Origin of the sequence: Shinella pollutisoli, from assembly GCF_024609765.1 — a bacterium.
In the GTDB taxonomy this organism is placed as follows: Bacteria; Pseudomonadota; Alphaproteobacteria; order Rhizobiales; family Rhizobiaceae; genus Shinella; species Shinella pollutisoli.
Map to the genome: position 1 here is coordinate 21,092 of NZ_JANFDG010000039.1, position 17,317 is coordinate 38,408.

Below are 17,317 nucleotides of genomic sequence, written 5' to 3' on the forward strand. Positions count from 1 at the left end.
CTTCGAAGACCGGGGGATCGAGCCCGGACGGCGCTTCCGCGCCGCCCGGCCTCGGGGAGGAACTACTTCGCCGGGACGTAGTCGAATTCGACGTCCCGCCTGGCGGCCGCCGCGTCGCGCTGGTCGGCCGGACCGTACCCGCCGCCGCCGGGAAGCTGCAGGATCAGCCTGCGGCCTGCCGGAACGTGCTGGCGTCCCTTGGTGGCGAGCCTGGTGCCGTCATCCAGAAGCACCGCCCCGGCCGCACCGTTCTCGCCGCCCTCGCGGCCGCGCGGCGGGTGCTCGACACGGTCGAACATGGCGTTGAAGTGCATCTCATGCCCCTCGGTCGGCGAGATCTCGACGACCTGGCCGAGGCCGCCGCGGAACTTGCCGGCGCCGCCGGAACCGTCCCGCAGCTCCTTGCGCCAGAAGATGACCGGGCCGACATGCTCCGTCGCCTCGATCGACATCGAATGCACGCCGCTCGGGAACGCCGTGGCGCTGAGGCCGTCGAGCGTGGAGCGGGCGCCGGCGCCGCCGCTGTTGAACAGCAGCACCTCGGCCCGCTGGCCGCCATCGGCCGGGGCCTTCTCGCCCGGCAGCGGACGGACGCTGACATGCAGGTTCCACAGGGCCCCCGCCCCTTCGGCCGGCACCTTGCCCGGCAGCATCTTGTGCACGGCGCCGAGCACGGCGTCGGGCACGAGGTGGCCGAGCACGTGGCGCACGGAGACCGGGGCCGGATGCTGCGCGTTGAGGATGCAGTCCTTCGGCGCCGTCACGCGGAACGGCAAGAGGGACGCATGGTTGTTGGGGATCTCCGGCGCGATCGAGCATTTCATGCCGTAGCAGGCATAGGCCGCCGAATAGATGATCGGGCAATTGATGCCCTTCGGGCTCGGCGGCGACGTGCCCTCGAAATCGGCGAGGATATGGTCGCCGGCAACGTCGAGGCGCACGACGATGTCGATCGGAGAACCATAGCCGTCGACGCGCATGGTGTTGGAGTAGGAGCCCTTCGGCAGCGCGGCGATGCGCTCGATCGTGGCATCATAGCTGCGCTTGAAGACGAACTCGCCCAGCGTCTCCAGGTCGTCGAGCCCGAACTCCTCCATCATGTCCATCAGGCGGCGATGGCCGATCTCGTTGCAGGCCGCCAGCGAATAGACGTCGCCGACCACCTGGTGGCTTTCGCGCACGTTGTTGTGCAGGATGTTGACCAGGTCCCTGTTGACCTTGCCGCGCTCGGCAAACTTCATGATCGGGACGAAGATGCCTTCCTCGTAGACCTCGTTCGCATCCGGGCCGAAGCCGCGACCGCCGACATCCACCACATGCGCCGTGCAGGCGAAGTAGCCGACGAGCCGGCCATTGCGGAAGCTCGGGGAAACGACCGTGAAGTCGTGGAGATGACCGGTGCCCTTCCACGGATCGTTGGTGATGTAGACGTCGCCTTCGAAGATGTTCCCGGGACCGATGTCGCGGATAAAATGGCCGACGGCCTCGGCCATCGCGTTGACGTGGCCCGGCGTGCCGGTAACCGCCTGGGCGATCATCAGGCCGCCGCGGTTGAAGACGCCGGCGGACAGGTCCCCCGATTCGCGAACGCTGGTGGAAAAGGCGGTGCGGATGAGGGTGACGGCCTGTTCCTCGACGACGGAGATCAGCCGGTTCCACATTATCTGCATGCGGACGTCGGAAAGTGCGTTGGTTTTCATGGGTTGTCCTCCGTTCAAGCCCTTTGCTTGACGCGTACGAGCAGGCAGCCGTCGGCCTGCATGACGACTTCTCGGCTCGCAGTGATGATGGTCGAGGTTTCGCGTTCGGTGATGACGGCGGGACCGGAAACGAAATCGCCCGGCTTCATGTCGGCGCGCGCGACGATCGACGCCGTCTGGAAGCCGCCGACCTGCACGTCGAAGATCTCACGGGTGCCGCGGATGTCTGCCTTGCGGACCTTTGCCGTCCTGCCGATCCTCTCCGGCGGCGCGACCTTCGAGGTGGCGCGCAGCGACCAGCTGACGATCTCGACGTCGAGACCGTCGATGACGCGCCCGAAGAAGCGCTCGTATTGCTCGTCGAACAGCTTGCGGAACAGCGCGCCGTCGCCATCGGCGTAGTCGCGCACGTCGATGGCGACCGGCACTTCCCAGCCCTGGCCGACATAGCGCATGTAGGCCGTGCATTCGAGGTCGGGATCGGCATCCGGCGCGCCGGAGCGCACGAAGGAGGTCGCCTCCGCGATCAGGTCCGATATCGTCCGGTTGATCGCATGCGCGTCGAAGCGGCTGAGGCGGCTGTAGGCGCTGCGAACGCTCTCGAAGCCGAAGGGGGCCCGCAGGAAACCGATCGCCGAACCGACGCCGGCGCCCGGCGGGATCAGCAGCTCCGACATGCCGAGCTTCTCGCAAAGGCGGGCGGCATGGATCGGGGCCGCGCCGCCGAAGGCGATCATGGTGAACTCGGAGAGTTCCTTGCCGTTTTCCACCGCGTGCATGCGGGCGGCGTTGCTCATGTTCTCGTCGACCACCTCGCTGAGGCCGAAGGCGGCGGTCGCGACGTCCGTTTCGAGCTTCGATGCGAGATCCGCATCGATGGCCGCGTCGGATGCCGGGCGGTCGAGCTTCATCGTGCCGCCGGCGAACTCGTCGGCGTCCAGGCGTCCGAGGACGAGGTCGGCGTCGGTCACCGTCGGGTTCGCGCCGCCGCGGCCGTAGCAGGCCGGGCCGGGCTCGGAGCCGGCGCTGTGCGGGCCGACGCGGATCTGGCGCATGCTGTCGACCGTCGCGATCGAGCCGCCGCCGGCACCGATCTCGACCATCTCGATGACCGGGATGGAGATCGGCATGCCGCTGCCCTTCTTGAAGCGCCAGGTGCGCGCCACCTCGAACGTCTTGGAAGTCTTCGGCGTCTGCTTCTCGATCAGGCAGATCTTCGCGGTCGTGCCGCCCATGTCATAGGAAAGCACCTGGTCGAGGCCGTAGCTGCTGGCGATATGCGCCGCGAAGATGGCGCCGCCCGCCGGCCCGGATTCGAGCAGGCGAACCGGGAATTCGACGGCGCTTTCGACGCTGATGATGCCGCCGCCCGAATGGATCATGAAGACCGGGCAGCGCGTGCCCTCCTCTGTCAAGCGGCCGACGAGGCGATTGAGGTAGGACGCCATCAGCGGCTTCACGAAGGCATTGGCGCAGACGGTGTTGAAGCGCTGGAACTCGCGCATCTGCGGCGACACTTCCGACGAGATCGAGACCGCGATGTCGGCCTTCTTCGCGAGGAGGCGGTCACGGACGGCCTTCTCGTGCGCGGCGTTCAGATAGGAGTGGATGAAGCCGATGGCGACGCTTTCGTAACCGGCTGCGATGATGCGATCGCAGAGCGCGTCGACTTCGGCGGGATCCAGCGCCTTCAGCACCGATCCGTCCGCGGCGATGCGCTCGTCGACGACGAAGCGCTCGTTGCGCGGCACGAGCGGCGCCGGCAGCACGATGTCCAGGTCATACTGTTCGAAGCGGCTCTCGGTGCGCATCTCGATGACGTCGCGGAAGCCCTTCGTGGTGACGAAGGCGGTTTTCGCGCCGCGCCGCTCGATCAGCGCGTTCGTGGCGAGCGTGGTGCCGTGGATGATCGTGTCGATTTCGGAAAGCCGGACACCGGCGACGTCCGCCACCTGGCGGATGCCCTTGACGATCGCGTTCTCGGGATAGGAATAATCGGTCAGTACCTTGATCGAATGGAGCGTGACGCCTACCTCCATCGCAACGTCGGTGAAGGTGCCGCCGATATCGACACCGACCCTGATCTGCTTGCCATCTTTCGCCATTTTCTAACTCATGCTCCGTAAGCGAGCTGCCATTGCGCCTTGCCCGAAAGGTTCCAATTTCGGCGTGCAGAGGCCTGCCCCCCGCCCGCACGGGCGGAGGCCAAAAGCTCTTCGGTTGTTGATGTTTCTGGTGTCCTGCGCGGCGGCTGGCGGTCGCGCAGGACTCAAGCGTTACTGCTTGCCGGTAAAGTCGACGCCCGGAAGCGTCGTCGGCAGCTTGGGACGGTCGACGCCGATCCATTTCTTGTAGAGGGCATCCAGCGTGCCGTCCGCCGTGTGGCGGGTCACGAAGTCGGTGAGGAAATCGAGCATCTCCTGGTCGCCCTTGCGCACGGCCATGCCCTGGAAATTGTCCGCGACCTTGTACTTGCGCTCGTAGGCGTCGCCGTGGCCGGTCTGGCTGATGACGAGGCCGTAGGTGACGCTGCCCAGGATGGCATCGACCTGGCCGGACAGGAGCGCCTGTACGGTCGTGGCGTCATCGTCGAAACGCTTGATCTGCGTTTCCGGCGGGGCGACCTTGACCAGCAGCGGCTCGAAAGAGCTGCCGCGGTTGACGCCGATCACGTATTTGCCGAGATCCTCGTTGCCCTTGATGTCGGCGTCGGTCTTGCCCCACACGGTGATGTCGTTGGACGAATACGGGATGACGTACTGGATGACCTTGGCGCGCTCCTCGGTGATGGTCATCGACGGCACGAGGAAATCCACATTGCCGTTGACCAGCAGCGGGATGCGGTTCTGCCCGGTGACGCGCTCGAACTTGACGTCGACGCCGAGCTCCTCGGCGATCAGCTTGGCGATCTCGATATCGAAGCCGTCGTTCTGGCCGTTCTGGTCGATGAAGCCCCAGGGGAACTGATCCATCTGCACGCCGATGGTGGCGGTGCCCCTGGCCTTGATCTCTTCCGGCGTCACGGCCAGCGCGGCCGTCGCGAAGGAGGTCGCGGCCAGAAGCATGGCGGCGAGACCGCCCAGAACTTTCGAACGCGAAAGGGTCGATGCTGTCTTGAACATGTGGTCACCTCTGGTTGATTTTTGGCATGCGTTCTTGTTTTACCGAGCGGCGTTGAGGCGTCGTTCGATCCGTGCGCTGCAGTAGGTCAGGGGTACGCAGATGAAGAAGTAGATCAGTGCGACCGCGCCATAGACCTGCAGCGGCTGAAAGGTGATGTTGGCCATCAGCTGGCCCGAACGGGTGAGCTCCGTCAGGCCGAGCAGGGCGGCGAGCGCGGTCCCCTTGATCAGATTGACGAGGAAGCTGATGGTGGCCGGCAGGCCGATGCGGAAGGCTTGCGGCAGCACGATGTCGATCATGCGGTGGACGTAGCCGATGCCGAGCGCGCGGGCGGCCTCGCTCTGGCCATCCGGCACCGCCTGGATGCTGCCGCGCCAGATCTCGCCGAGGAAGGCGCTCGTATGCAGCGACAGGCCGATGGTCAGCGCGACCCAGATATCGACCTTGAGGCCCAGGAGCGGCAGGCCGAAATAGACGAAGAACAGCTGGATCAGGAGCGGCGTGCCCTGGAAGATCTGGATGTAGGTCGCCGTGAGGACGCGCAGCGGCTTCAACCTGCCGGTCCGGGCGAGAGCGACGGCAAGGCCGAGCGCGCCGCCGACGGTGAAGGCGAGGAGCGAGAGGACGACGGTCCAGCGCGCGCCTTCGAGCAGGAAAACGAACTCTCCCCAGCCAAATTGACGGATCATCGCACGGCCTCACTTTGTCGGATAGGAGAAGTAGACCCTGCCGATCATGCTCAGGGCGGCAGAGAAGAACTGGGATAGCACGAGATAGATGACGCCGAGCGTCAGATAGATCTCGAAGCTGCGGAAGGTCTGCGAGTCCAGCGTCTGCGCGAAGTAGGTCAGCTCTTCCGCCGAAACGGAGGACACCAGACTGGAATTGAGCATCATCAGGATGAACTGGCTGCAGAGCGCCGGATAGACGGCCCGGATGGCGGGACGGAAGACGATGAAGCGATAGATGTCGGCCGTGTGCAGTCCCAGCGCCCTGCCCGCCTCGATCTGGCCCGGCCGGATGGATTGCACGCCGCCGCGCACGATCTCCGCCGCATAGGCCCCGCAGTTGAGCGTCATCGCCAGGATCGCCGCCTGTTCCCCGCTCAGGCGGAGGCCGATCGCCGGCATGCCGAAGAAGACGAAGAAGACCTGGACGAGGATCGGCGTATTGCGGATGAGCTCGATATAGCCGATGGCGATGGTGCGCAGCACCGGCTGCCTGCTCATCCGCATCATCATGAAGACGATGCCGAGCGTCAGGCCGAAGACCATGGAGAGCGAAGACATCCTGAGCGTGCCGAGGATACCTTCCAGCAGCATCGGCCATGCGGCGAGGACAGGCGTAAAATCGAAGGAATAGTTCATCTGCCGCTCCTCAGTGGTTGAGGATCTGGCTGAGGAACGCCCTGGTGCGCTCGTGGCTCGGATTGCTGAAGAACGCGTCCGGCTTGGCGCTTTCGATGATCTCGCCGCGATCCATGAAGATCACCCGATGGGCGACCGCCCGGGCAAAGCCCATTTCATGGGTCACGCAGATCATGGTGATGCCGCCGTCGGCAAGCGAGATCATCGTGTCGAGCACTTCCTTGACCATTTCCGGATCGAGCGCGGAGGTCGGCTCGTCGAACAGCATGATCTTCGGATCCATGCAGAGCGCGCGGGCGATCGCCACGCGCTGCTGCTGGCCTCCGGACAGCTGGGCCGGATATTTCTGCGCCTGCTCGGCGATGTGGACGCGCTCCAGATGGCGCATCGCCTTGTCCTTCGCTTCGGCGGCGGACGTCTTGCGCACCCGGCGCTGGGCCAGCATGCAGTTCTCGAGGACGGTCAGGTGCGGGAAGAGGTTGAACTGCTGGAAGACCATGCCGACGTCGCGGCGGATATGATCGGCGTTCGTGCCCTTCTGGCTGAGCTCGGTGCCGTTGACCGAGATCCTGCCCTGCTGGATCTCCTCCAGGTGGTTGATGCAGCGGATCAGGGTGGACTTTCCCGAACCGGACGGGCCGCAAAGCACGATGTGCTCGCCGCGCGAGACGTCCAGATCGATGCCCTTCAGGACCTGAAGCGGGCCATACCATTTGTTGACGCCGACCATTTCGATGGCCTTCTGGCTGCTGTTCACGCTCATGGCGCACTCCCCTTCCTGTTATCTTCAGGATTTCGCTGTAACTTCGAACACGGCGTCGACCTCCACCGAGGAGCCGCGCGGCAGCGACCCCGCGCCGAGGGCCGTGCGGACATGTCGCCCCTTGTCGCCGAGGAGCTCGACGAGAAGGTCGGAGGCGCCGTCGATCACCGCCGCATGGCCCCTGAATTCCGCCGGCGCGTTGACGAAGCCGCGAACCTGGACGCAAGCCCGCACCCGATCAAGATCGCCATCCAGCGCATCGTTGACGCGGGCGAGGAGGTTCAAGGCGCAAAGCCGCGCGGCCTGATAGCCCTCCTCGGGCGAGATGTCCCGCCCCACGACGCCGACGAAATGCTCCACGCCGTCGATCCGCGGAATCTGCCCGGACACGAAGAGGAGCTCCCCGGCGAAGCGATACGGAACGTAGTTGCCCGCCGGCGGGGCGATCGAAGGCAATACGATGCCGAGCTCGGAGAGCCGTGCGGAGACGTCACCCATAGCGGTTTTCCACCTGTTCCCGTGCGCGCCGCAAGGGCGCAGTCCTGGTTCCCGGAGCCGTTCCGGCGCATTCGCTCATGCGAGATCGCGCCGCTGGCTCACTTTTTCTGACGAGGAGATTATTGAAATAGTACCACATGTCAATATTGAATATAGAGATATGATCACTTGCCATTTATGATGCCATCATTACAATTTATACATTTATTTCAATATCATAACTTTGATCACAATATGAGGAAATCCGAACCGTCGCTGTGGACGCGAAGAAAAATTTTTGAGGAAACATCATGCCTCTGCCGGAATACGCATGTGTCCGACGACAGAAGGCGGAGAGTGCGCACACTTCGAATGCCAAAATTCGCGTGTGAGATAGCATCACCTCGACAGGTCATGCTACCTTGTCAAGGACGCGACAAACCCCTATCAAGCGGAAGAGCCGCAGCTCCGCGCGAAAACCGAGCATACGGGTGGATCTTGGATACCTTGGCAAGCCGGACGATACAGGCCCTCAAGGCTCATATCGTCGAGCAACAACTGGACAACGGCCATAAGCTCGGCTCGCTGAACGAGCTGGCGCAGCAGTTCGGCGTCAGCCGCACCGTCATCCGCGAGGCGGTCGCCGCGCTTCGGTCGGAGGGCATCGTCGAGGCGCGGCACGGCGTCGGCGTGTTCGTCCGCGAAAAGCCGAAGCAGGAAGATCCGAACAGCCATGATTCGGAACTCGTGCTGGCGCCCCTGCAGCGGCTGAAGACCTCCTTCATGGATCTTCTCGAGCTGCGGATGGCCTTCGAGGTTCACGCCGCCGGCCTGGCCGCGACGCGACGGTCGTGGGCGCAGGAATCCACTATATGGAACGCCGCCCGCGCGTTCGAGGCCTCGCTCGATGACGAAACCGCCCTCGACCATCTCGATTTCGTCTTCCATCGCTCCATCGCGGAAGCGACGAACAACGGCGCCTTCATCGAATTCTTTCGTCTCATGAGCCTGCAGATCCTGCCGCAGCCGGCTTTCTCCAAGGAGCTGAACCCCGCGCTCATCACGCCCGAATACGTGCAGAACACGGTGGTCGAGCACCGGGCGATCTGCGAGGCGATCAGCACCGGCAATCCGGAGCAGGCGCGCGAGGCGATGCGCGCGCATCTGAACCGGAGCCACCTGCGCTATCGCGGTTTCTCGGACGGCGGGAACTCGCCGCTGAGCAACGTGGCGAGAGAGGCCTGAAGCCGCAGACGCCCGGCATCGATATCCGTTGCTGTGGATATATGGGTCACACGGCCGGCGAACTCGCCCGCCGCATCGGCGTGGCGCAGGTCCCGCGCCTCAGCCGGTGCTTCGCGCGCGCAGGAAGCGGAGCAGCCCGCGGCGTCCCCCGTCGCCCGGCGCCTGCCGGTCCAGCCGGTATTCGAGATAGCGCCCGAGGAGCATCAGCGGGTAGCAGATGCAGAAGAAGGCGGCCATCACCGTCAGCATGATCGGGAGCGAATAGGCGTTGCCCTCGCTGAAGAGCAGGCGCGCGACGGACCGGTGGCTCTGCTCGATGATGTCCGCAGCACCGATGAGGGAGGCGATCGTGCTGCCCTGGATGATGGCCGCCGCCAGCCCGAAGGAAGGCGGGATGATCCGGCGGAAGGCCTGCGGGGCGATCACCAGGTACATCTGCTGCAGCCAGCTGAGGCCGAGCGCGGTGGCCGCCTCCCGCTGCCCGGCATGGATCGACCTGATGCCGCCCCTCACCAGCTCGGCGAAATTGGCGCTGCCCCACAGGCTGAGGCCGATTATGCCCGAGATGACGGGGCCGATGTTAACGCCCGTCTGGGGAAGGATGAAGAAGACCATGAACATGGTGATGAGCTGCGGCAGCCCGCGCCAGATCTCGATATAGGCCCGCGTCAGCCACTGGACGATCCTGACGTCGGTGCTCGCCGGCACCCCGACCAGCATTCCGGCGACATAGCTTATGACAAGGGAGGCGCCCGAGATCTGGAGGGTGACCAGAAAGCCCTGCCACAGGAGCCCCTGCGCCCCGCCGAGGAAATCCATGTCCTACACCCCCGCGACGTGGACGCGCTGCGCCAGGCGGCGGGCGGCGTAGGAAATGAGCGTCGAGATGCTGAGATAGATCACCGCCAGGCTTATGAGCATCTCCGAGATCCGGAACGTCTGATAGATCAGGTTGGTCGCGGCATAGGTGAGCTCGTGGAACCCGATGCCGATCATCAGCGACGACGACTTGAAGATCGAGATGGAGATATTGGTGACCGACGGGATCGAGATCCGGAAGGCGAGCGGCAGGATGATCAGCCGCATCGTCTTCAGGCGGTCGAAGCCCAGCGCCGACGACGCCTCGCTCAGGCCCGGCGGCACGGCGATCATGCCGGCCCTGATGTTCTCGGTATTGTAGGCACCGCCCCACAGCGTCAGGGCGATGCAGGCGGCCACGTCCGAGTTGAACCGGATTCCGAGCGAGGGCAGCCCGAAATAGATCAGGTAGGCCTGGGCCAGGATCGGCGTGCTCCGGAACAGCTCGACATAGCCGTAGACGATCCACGTCAGCACGGGAACGCGTTCATGGCGTATCCACGCGCAGACGGCCCCGAGCAGGAAGGCCAGGGCTATGCTGCCTGCGCTCACGGCAAGCGTGCGAGCAAGGCCGGCACCGAGAACGGGCCAACTCTCGATCAGGAACGACAGGCTGAAGTCCATATCCGCAAAGCCTTCCGCGGGAATCCGTCGAGATAAGCGCGTTACTTGCTCGGGATGAAATCGCAGCTCGCGTCGGGGCTGACCTCGGCGGATGCGATCGGCATGTCGTGTCCGGGATAGGCGAGCGCGCCCTTGAGGGCGGCCTGGGCCTCCGGCTTGCTCTCGTTGCGGGCGAGCGACTTCACGTAGAAGTCGGAATTGTTGAGCGCGACGACGGCCTCGTTGAGCCAGGTCGTCAGGTCGCCGCTGCCCGGCCGGACGGCCATGCCGATGTAGCCCGGGGCGACGTGATCGGTCGAGAGCTTGTTGCCCTGGGTCCGGGCGAGAATGCCCGGCAGGACGGTGTTGTCGTGGGCGATGGCGATCGACCGCCCCTGGGCGAACGCCTCGAAGGCCTGGTCCACGGTGCTGAATCCCAGCACGTTCACGTCCGGCATGCATTTCTCGAACCAGGGCTCGTAGACGCCGCCCATGACGGTCGACACGGTCTGGCCCTTGAGGGCGGCGAAATCCGCGGGACCGTCCGCCGTCGTCATGAACTCGATATAGTACGTGTAGTACAATTGCGGGATATACTCGACGGTCTTGCTCCGCTCCTCCGTATAGCCCATGCTGGCGATGAGGATATCGACCTTCGAGGTGATCAGGTTCGGAATGCGGTTGGCTGACGTCACGCAGGTATAGTTGACCTTCGAAGCATCCCCGAACGCGTAATAGGCAAGCGCCTTCGCCAGGTCGATCTCGATCCCGACGTTCTTGCCCTCCGCATCGATATAGCCGAACGGCGGATAGTCGCAGCGCACGCCGATGTTGAACGCGCCGGCGCTCGCGGCCTCCGCCGGCAGCTGAACGGAGAAGTCCGGCTTGGCCGGGATCGTGCTCTCGAAGGTTTCCGCCTTCGCGCTCGCCGCCACAAGACCGCCGGCAATGGCCAGGGCTACAGAAAAACCGTTTCGGATATGCATCTCGTTCCCTTTTCTCGTCGGCTGGAAAACCAGCGTGTTGCTTATCAGCCGAAAAATGATGCGACGCTCGCCACCCGATAACCAACGAGAAATAGGCTGGCGAGCTATGAGCCCAGTTAATATCAGCCGGTATGCGCCCGTCTTTCAAGCCGGTAAAACGCTTCACGCTAAGCGACGCGCCCGGGCACGCCCGGCATCGGCCTCCTAGATCGCCGCCATGAAGCGCTGCCCGTCATATATGGCGGCGTGGATGTTGCGGCTGGCGACCGCGTCGCCGATCCTGAACAGCTGGAAGCGCCCGTCGCCGTTCCTGACCTTCTGCTGCGGGCGGATCGCGACGAGCGCCCTGTAATCGACCTCGCCGCCGTTCCTCGACATCGGCCGGAGAGCGAAGTAGACGTCCTCGTTCGGTTTCGTGCCGTTCTCGACGACGACCTGGTCGACGACCTTCTCGGAGTAGCGCTTGGTGTAGTCGTCGAGAAAGACGGCGGCGATCTTGTTGCCGCGGCGCTCGAGGCGCTCGATGCGAAGGTTGAGGGTGACCGCCGCGTTCCCCTCCTTCAGCGCCTTGAAATAGGCGGGATAGGTGGTCGCGCCGACGTCCTGCGCCAGTATCCTGGTCGCCGCGACCACGTCCAGTTCCGCGCCGGCGTCCAGGATGAACTCGGCCGCGCTCATCGCGACATGGGTGCCGGCGTCGTCATAGAGCAGGACCGACTTCCCGACCGGAACGATACCGCTCAGGATGTCCCAGGTGGTGGTCGCCAGGTCCTGGCCCTCGTACAGACAGCCGAGGTTGGGCAGCCCTCCCGTGGCGACGACGACGACGTCCGGATTCTCGGCGATCACGTCGGTCTCGTCGACGTAGCGGTTGTACTCGATGTCGACGCCGAGCCGCTCGCATTCGGCCAGGCGCCAGTCGACGATGCCGATTATCTCGCGCCGGCGCCTGAGCGCGGCGGCGACGAGTATCTGGCCGCCGGCCTTCGGGCCCGCCTCGAAGAGCTTCACGCGATGCCCGCGCGCCGCGGCGACCCGCGCCGCCTCGAGGCCGGCGGGACCGGCGCCGACGACGACGACGTTGCGCAGGGGACCGGTGGTCCTGGCGATCTCGTGGGACAATGTCGCCTCGCGGCCCGTCGCCGCATTGTGCGCGCAGGTCGCCTGGCCCGGATAGATCGAGTCGATGCAGTAGCCCATGCCGACGCAGGGCCGGATCTGGTCCTCGCGCCCCTCGATGATCTTCCGCGTGATGTAGGGGTCGGCGATATGGGCGCGGGTCAGGGCGACCATGTCCAGCTTTCCGCTGGCGATCGCGTGGCGCGCGGTGGCCACGTCCTGGATCTTCGCCGCATGGAAGGTCGGCAGGCCGATCGCCTTGCGGACCTCGCCGGCGAAATCGAGGTGCGGTGCGGACGGCTTGCCCATGCTGGGGATGACATGGCTCAGCCCCTCGTCCTTCGAGGTATGGCCGCGCACGACGTTGACGAAATCGATCAGGCCGCTCGCGGACAGCCGCCGGGCGATCTCGACGCCCTCGACGGCGTCCAGGCCCCTGGGCATGGCCTCGTCGCAGACCATCCGGACCCCGACGATGTAGTCGATGCCGATGCGCTCGCGGATGGCCGCAAGGATCTCCATGACCAACCGCATCCGGTTTTCCAGGGAGCCGCCGTATTCGTCCTCGCGCCTGTTCGTCGCCGGGGACCAGGAATGGGCGATCAGGTGCGACGTGCAGTTCAGCTCGAAGCCGTCGAGGCCGGACGCCTTCACGCGCTCGGCCGCATCGGCGAAGGCGGCCGTCACGCGCTCGTAGTCCCAGTCCTCCATCGCCTTGGGAAAGGCCCGGTGCACCGGCTCCTGGATGGGAGACGCATCGATCATCGGAAGCCAGTCGGCCTTGTTCCAGCTGGTGCGGCTGCCGAGATGGGTCATCTGGATCATGACGGCGGCGCCGTGGGAGTGGACGTCGTCGGCAAGCTCGCTGAGCCACTTCACGACCTCGTCCCTGTGAAGCTGGATGTTCCCGAACGCCTGCGGGCTGTCGATGTCGACGACCGCCGATCCGCCGATCATGGTCAGCGCCAGCCCGCCCTTCGCCTTCTCCGCATGGTAGAGGCGATAGCGCTCCTTCGGCATGCCGTCTTCCGTGTAGGCCGGCTCGTGCGCGGTCGACATGATGCGGTTGCGGAGCGTCAGGTGCTTCAGCTGGAACGGTTGCAGGAGGGGATCGTTCGACATTCGGCTAACTCCCGATCAGGCGCCGCTTCCGGCGGACGCATTGGAACGCCCCGCGACCGCGGGGCTTGGACGGCGCGGCGTCAGCCGATGCGGTAGCGCCCGACCGCGTCCCAGTCGACCTCGACGCCGAAGCCCGGCCCCTGCGGAACCAGCAGATCGCCGTTCTCGAACGTCAGCGGAGACCTGACGAGGTCGTCCTCCATCAGGAAGTTCGGGCAATAGTAGTCGCTGCCGTATTTGACGGCCGGCGTGGAGCAGGCGAAGTGCAGGTGGGCGGCGACGCCGATGCCCGATTCCCACATCGCCCCGCCGTAGCACGGCATCCCCGCCGCCTCGCAGGCGGCCGCGACCTTCTTGCCGCGGTAGATGCCGCCGGTCTTGGCGAGCTTGATGCTGATGATGTCGGCAGCAGCGCGCTTGATGACCTGCAGGCCCTGCTCCCAGCTCAGGACGCTTTCGTCCGCCATGACGGGCGTATCGATCGCGCGGGTGATCTCCGCCATGCCGTCGAGGTCCCAGCCCTTGACCGGCTGCTCGATGAATGTCGGCTGGAAGTCCTCCAGGCGCCGGCACAGGCGCAGGACCTGCTCCCGCCTGCCGCCCTGGTTGAAGTCGATGCGCAGGTCGAAGTCGTCGCCGACGAGCTTGCGCAGGGCCTCGATGCGCCTGACCTCGACCCTCTCCGAGAGCACGCCGGTCTTGATCTTCAGGACCTTGAAGCCCTGGTCGACCAGCCATCGCGTCTCGTCGAGGTCCTTCTCGATATCCTGGTTAGTGACGGAATAGCTGAGATTGATGCGGTCGCGGACGAGTCCGCCGACAAGATTGTAGACGGGCTGTTCGAGCGTCCTGCCGAGCGCGTCGAGCACGGCCAGTTCCATCCCGGCCTTGGCGAACGGCGCGCCGTAATGGGCGGCGTCCATGGCCAGCAGGACGGCCTCGACGTCAAACACCGACTTCCCGATGACGGCCGGCGCCAGGTAGTGTTCGATCGTCGCCTTGATGCCGAAGGCGTTCTCGGCGAAGACCGCCCAGGGGGAACATTCGCCGACGCCGACGACGCCCGCCTCGGTCTCGAGCCTGACCAGGACGAGATCGATCTCCTCCAGCGCCCCGACACCCAGTTGCCCGGAGTGGCGGATCGGAAGGCGGCAGATCGTCGTTTCGATGGCAGAGATTTTCATAGGTCGTCGCTCCACATTCTCAGGCCTCGAGCCGGAGCCCGATGTTGCGCTGCCTGGCGATCTCGTAGATTTCCTTCGCCGTGGCGACATCCTCGACGGAGACGCCCATGTTGGCCACGATAACGCGATCGTCCGCGCTTTGGCGACCCGGGGCGAGGCCCGCCGCGATCGAGCCGATCTCGATGTCCGGCGTCCTCGACCCGACGAAATAGCCGTATTCCCTGATATGCTCGATCTGGCCGATGTCGTCGGTCGCCAGGATGTCGGCGGAGGACAGCGTCTCCGGCTTGAAATAGCAGTCGTAGTCGATGGCGATGGCGGTGTGGCCGGGGTGCAGCCAGTCCGGCTCGATCTCCCGGCCCTGGTCGGGCGTGATGGGGCCGCTGGTGATCAGGACCCGGGACGCCTCGACGGCGGCGCGGGCGGACGTCTCCACCTTGGCCTCGAATCCCTCGGACCTCACGAAGGCGGCGAAGCGCTCGGCGGCCTTCGGATTGATGTCGTAGACATGCACCGTGCTGAGCGCCGGCATGACCAGGCGCAGCGCCTCGAAATGGCTGAAGCCCTGGACGCCCGATCCGAGGATGGAGTAGCTCGTCTCGCCGGCGCGGGCGAGATGCTTCACGGCGACGGCCGACGCGGCGGCCGTGCGCTGCTGGGTGATCCACGTCGAATCCATGATCGCGTCGACCGTCCCGTCCTTCAGCGAGTTCAGGAACAGCATGCCGGTGAGATAGGGCAGGCCCCGCGCGTAGTTCTCGTCCGAGCCGCTCTGCCACTTCATCGCGGCATAGCCGATCTTCGGCACGATGCTGGACATCCCGCCGAACCACCGGTTCGCGTCGCGCTCCATCCAATGCTTGGCGGGCATCTGGACGCGGCCGTGCGCCTTTTCGATCAGCGCGTCCTCGATGACCTCGACGATGCGCTCCATCGGCAGGGCGATCTCTTCCACAGTCTTCCGGTTCAGGAACAGCACGTCATAGCTGAAGGTCATCGACATTCTCCGATTGCGAGGATGCCACCACGTTACTGCGCTGGTTCGGCCCCACCATCGAGAAAACGCGCCGCGCGCTATGATTCCAGCTCATAGGTGGATCCGCCCATAGCGGCGCGGCGATAATCTCGCCTGTCAGCCCGCGCGGCGCATGGCCGGCTTCGGCGACAGGAGACGGACCATGCCGACCGTCATGATCGAGATGCTGCCGGGGAGATCCCCGGAACAGAAGGAAAGGCTCGTGCGGAAGGTCGCGAGGGAGCACCGGGCCATCGCCGGCCGCCTGCTCTCCGCTCCCCGGGACGACGAGACCGCCGGCATGCGGGCCTGGAGCATTTCCGGTGAGATCCGGGTCACCGAAATGCTCTAGATTCTTGTTTTTTCCGCATTATCCGACGCCGAAGCGATCCCGCTTCGGCTGGAAATGCTCTAGTCGGATTGCGGATCCTCCGCCGAGAGGCTGAAGATCCATTCGCGGAATTTCCTGACCGTCTCCCTGCGCAGCGCTTCCGGCGTGGCGCAGAAGTAATATCCTATGCCGTCGTCCGCCTCGATCGGAGAAAGCTGGACCAGGCGCCCCATGGCAAGCGCCTCGCGCACCAGCGAGCGGCGCGCGATGGCGATCCCCTGCCCGGCTTCCGCCGCTTCGATCATCATGACGGTCTCCGAGAAGCGGACATTGCGGTGGTGGCCCTTGATGGCGACGTTGGAGCGCTGGGTCCATACCTCCCAATAGGGCCTCTCCATGTAGTGAAGGAGGGGGGCCTTCTCGGCCAGCGCGACGACATCGGTGGTGCCGGCCTGGCCGATGAGGTCGGGAGAGGCGATGGGGAACAGGGGGTCGTCCTCGATCTTCTCGCCCGTCACGTCGGACCAGCGCCCGTCTCCCACGCGGATGGCCGCGTCGGACTCGTTTCGCGCGAGGTCGACGAGATAGCGGTGCCCGTCGACGATCAGATCGATCCAGGGATGGCGATTGACGAAGCTCGATACGCGATGGCTCAGGATGCGCGTGGCGTAGGACCGCGCCGCGGCGATGCGCAGGCTCTGCCGCGTCCGGACGCCGGAAATCATGCTGACGCCGTCGCGCAGCTCGCGGAACGCCAGCAGGCAATGGTTGCGCAGGATGTCCCCGGCCTCCGTGAGGTCGAGGCCGCGCGGCAGGCGCACGAACAATTCCGCCCCGAGATGGTCCTCGAGCTGCTTGATCTGGCGGCTGAGCGCCCCCTGCGTCAGGCCGAGCTCCTCGGCCGCCCGCACGAGGTTCAGGTGCCGCGCCGCGGCGTCGAAGATGAACAGGGCGCGCAGCGACGGCAAGCGCGCGAGGACGGCCGGATCACCTTGTTTCATGCTGCCCACCCCGGTTCGAATGCGACCTCGGCGCCGGTCGCGACCGCGCGGGTGCGATTGACGCGAGCTCCGGCCTGCCCGGCCGTGTGTACGACATTCTATGCCAGCCGTCTTCGGCCCGGCGCAAGCCGAAAAGCCGCCGGTGTGCGCCGGTCGATGCGCGGCATGGCCCCGCCCCTCCCCGGCCTGGCGGCACGGCACGCCGGGCTCACCGAGGCCGCCCGGGACGGGGCCGGCGCGCATATCGACCGCGCCCTTCTCCGGCGCGACGACCGTGAGGTCCGGATTGACCTGCTTCAGCCGGATCGCCGCCGCAGACCCGCAGGCCCCGCGCCGACGATCACCACGTCGAATTCCATGTCCTCAGAGCGCCTTCTCGAGCTCCGGGAGCGCCTCGAAGATGTCGGCGACGAGGCCGTAGTC

At 65.3% G+C, this 17,317-nt stretch carries 17 protein-coding genes; 3 read left to right on the forward strand and 14 right to left on the reverse strand.

Annotation, left to right across the window (positions count from 1 at the left end; genetic code table 11):
• Positions 1–62: 62 nt before the first annotated feature.
• The 7 genes from NNZ72_RS23270 to NNZ72_RS23300 form a co-directional block, all read right to left on the reverse strand.
• Positions 63–1,700, reverse strand: coding sequence for a hydantoinase B/oxoprolinase family protein (locus NNZ72_RS23270; RefSeq protein WP_257318076.1), 1,638 nt, complete (start codon positions 1,698–1,700; stop codon positions 63–65).
• Between the two features lie 14 nt (positions 1,701–1,714).
• Positions 1,715–3,805 carry a hydantoinase/oxoprolinase family protein gene (locus tag NNZ72_RS23275; RefSeq protein ID WP_257318077.1) on the reverse strand — a complete coding sequence of 697 codons (2,091 nt, stop codon included), beginning with the start codon at positions 3,803–3,805 and terminating at the stop codon, positions 1,715–1,717.
• A 171-nt stretch (positions 3,806–3,976) separates the two neighbouring features.
• Positions 3,977–4,822 (reverse strand): transporter substrate-binding domain-containing protein, encoded by an 846-nt coding sequence (locus NNZ72_RS23280; RefSeq protein ID WP_257318078.1) that lies wholly within the window; start codon positions 4,820–4,822, stop codon positions 3,977–3,979.
• Between the two features lie 39 nt (positions 4,823–4,861).
• A complete protein-coding gene (locus NNZ72_RS23285) occupies positions 4,862–5,512 on the reverse strand; it encodes an amino acid ABC transporter permease (RefSeq protein ID WP_257318079.1) in 651 nt (216 codons plus the stop codon).
• Positions 5,513–5,521: 9 nt separating this feature from the next.
• A complete protein-coding gene (locus NNZ72_RS23290; protein ID WP_257318080.1) occupies positions 5,522–6,190 on the reverse strand; it encodes an amino acid ABC transporter permease in 669 nt (222 codons plus the stop codon).
• Positions 6,191–6,200: 10 nt separating this feature from the next.
• Positions 6,201–6,953: an amino acid ABC transporter ATP-binding protein gene (locus NNZ72_RS23295; protein ID WP_257318081.1), complete on the reverse strand. Its 753-nt coding sequence runs from the start codon at positions 6,951–6,953 to the stop codon at positions 6,201–6,203.
• Positions 6,954–6,977: 24 nt separating this feature from the next.
• Complete coding sequence (locus NNZ72_RS23300; protein ID WP_257318082.1) at positions 6,978–7,451, reverse strand: RidA family protein; 474 nt, start codon at positions 7,449–7,451, stop codon at positions 6,978–6,980.
• 477 nt (positions 7,452–7,928) lie between these two features.
• Here NNZ72_RS23300 and NNZ72_RS23305 point away from each other — a divergent pair, with 477 nt between their 5' ends.
• Positions 7,929–8,675: a FadR/GntR family transcriptional regulator gene (locus tag NNZ72_RS23305; protein ID WP_257318083.1), complete on the forward strand. Its 747-nt coding sequence runs from the start codon at positions 7,929–7,931 to the stop codon at positions 8,673–8,675.
• Positions 8,676–8,774: 99 nt separating this feature from the next.
• On the opposite strand, the gene NNZ72_RS23310 is transcribed toward NNZ72_RS23305, so the two are convergent.
• The 6 genes from NNZ72_RS23310 to NNZ72_RS23335 form a co-directional block, all read right to left on the reverse strand.
• Complete coding sequence (locus NNZ72_RS23310) at positions 8,775–9,494, reverse strand: amino acid ABC transporter permease (protein ID WP_257318084.1); 720 nt, start codon at positions 9,492–9,494, stop codon at positions 8,775–8,777.
• A 3-nt stretch (positions 9,495–9,497) separates the two neighbouring features.
• Positions 9,498–10,157 carry an amino acid ABC transporter permease gene (locus NNZ72_RS23315; protein WP_257318085.1) on the reverse strand — a complete coding sequence of 220 codons (660 nt, stop codon included), beginning with the start codon at positions 10,155–10,157 and terminating at the stop codon, positions 9,498–9,500.
• Positions 10,158–10,198: 41 nt separating this feature from the next.
• On the reverse strand, positions 10,199–11,071 hold the full coding sequence (locus tag NNZ72_RS23320) for a transporter substrate-binding domain-containing protein (protein WP_257318086.1): 873 nt from the start codon (positions 11,069–11,071) through the stop codon (positions 10,199–10,201).
• Between the two features lie 255 nt (positions 11,072–11,326).
• Positions 11,327–13,363 (reverse strand): NADH:flavin oxidoreductase, encoded by a 2,037-nt coding sequence (locus NNZ72_RS23325; protein WP_257318087.1) that lies wholly within the window; start codon positions 13,361–13,363, stop codon positions 11,327–11,329.
• 80 nt (positions 13,364–13,443) lie between these two features.
• Positions 13,444–14,547, reverse strand: coding sequence for a mandelate racemase/muconate lactonizing enzyme family protein (locus tag NNZ72_RS23330; protein ID WP_257318088.1), 1,104 nt, complete (start codon positions 14,545–14,547; stop codon positions 13,444–13,446).
• 19 nt (positions 14,548–14,566) lie between these two features.
• Positions 14,567–15,544, reverse strand: coding sequence for an ornithine cyclodeaminase family protein (locus NNZ72_RS23335; protein WP_257318089.1), 978 nt, complete (start codon positions 15,542–15,544; stop codon positions 14,567–14,569).
• A 181-nt stretch (positions 15,545–15,725) separates the two neighbouring features.
• Between NNZ72_RS23335 and NNZ72_RS23340 the strand changes: the two genes are divergently transcribed.
• Entirely contained in the window at positions 15,726–15,914 is a 189-nt protein-coding gene (locus tag NNZ72_RS23340; protein ID WP_257318090.1) for a tautomerase family protein, read from the forward strand.
• A gap of 59 nt (positions 15,915–15,973) precedes the next feature.
• On the opposite strand, the gene NNZ72_RS23345 is transcribed toward NNZ72_RS23340, so the two are convergent.
• Positions 15,974–16,894 (reverse strand): LysR substrate-binding domain-containing protein, encoded by a 921-nt coding sequence (locus NNZ72_RS23345; RefSeq protein WP_257318091.1) that lies wholly within the window; start codon positions 16,892–16,894, stop codon positions 15,974–15,976.
• A 165-nt stretch (positions 16,895–17,059) separates the two neighbouring features.
• On the opposite strand from NNZ72_RS23345, the gene NNZ72_RS23350 reads away from it, so the two are divergent.
• The coding region (locus NNZ72_RS23350; RefSeq protein ID WP_257318092.1) for a hypothetical protein at positions 17,060–17,317 on the forward strand (258 nt) is incomplete at its 3' end.

Excerpts from the sequence above, each read along its gene's own strand:
- NNZ72_RS23270 (WP_257318076.1), bottom strand. The coding sequence starts at position 1,700 with ATGAAAACCAACGCACTTTCCGACGTCCGCATGCAGATAATGTGGAAC.
- NNZ72_RS23275 (WP_257318077.1), bottom strand. The coding sequence starts at position 3,805 with ATGGCGAAAGATGGCAAGCAGATCAGGGTCGGTGTCGATATCGGCGGC.
- NNZ72_RS23280 (WP_257318078.1), bottom strand. The coding sequence starts at position 4,822 with ATGTTCAAGACAGCATCGACCCTTTCGCGTTCGAAAGTTCTGGGCGGT.
- NNZ72_RS23285 (WP_257318079.1), bottom strand. The coding sequence starts at position 5,512 with ATGATCCGTCAATTTGGCTGGGGAGAGTTCGTTTTCCTGCTCGAAGGC.
- NNZ72_RS23290 (WP_257318080.1), bottom strand. The coding sequence starts at position 6,190 with ATGAACTATTCCTTCGATTTTACGCCTGTCCTCGCCGCATGGCCGATG.
- NNZ72_RS23295 (WP_257318081.1), bottom strand. The coding sequence starts at position 6,953 with ATGAGCGTGAACAGCAGCCAGAAGGCCATCGAAATGGTCGGCGTCAAC.
- NNZ72_RS23300 (WP_257318082.1), bottom strand. The coding sequence starts at position 7,451 with ATGGGTGACGTCTCCGCACGGCTCTCCGAGCTCGGCATCGTATTGCCT.
- NNZ72_RS23310 (WP_257318084.1), bottom strand. The coding sequence starts at position 9,494 with ATGGATTTCCTCGGCGGGGCGCAGGGGCTCCTGTGGCAGGGCTTTCTG.
- NNZ72_RS23315 (WP_257318085.1), bottom strand. The coding sequence starts at position 10,157 with ATGGACTTCAGCCTGTCGTTCCTGATCGAGAGTTGGCCCGTTCTCGGT.
- NNZ72_RS23325 (WP_257318087.1), bottom strand. The coding sequence starts at position 13,363 with ATGTCGAACGATCCCCTCCTGCAACCGTTCCAGCTGAAGCACCTGACG.
- NNZ72_RS23330 (WP_257318088.1), bottom strand. The coding sequence starts at position 14,547 with ATGAAAATCTCTGCCATCGAAACGACGATCTGCCGCCTTCCGATCCGC.
- NNZ72_RS23335 (WP_257318089.1), bottom strand. The coding sequence starts at position 15,544 with ATGACCTTCAGCTATGACGTGCTGTTCCTGAACCGGAAGACTGTGGAA.
- NNZ72_RS23340 (WP_257318090.1), top strand. The coding sequence starts at position 15,726 with ATGCCGACCGTCATGATCGAGATGCTGCCGGGGAGATCCCCGGAACAG.
- NNZ72_RS23345 (WP_257318091.1), bottom strand. The coding sequence starts at position 16,894 with ATGAAACAAGGTGATCCGGCCGTCCTCGCGCGCTTGCCGTCGCTGCGC.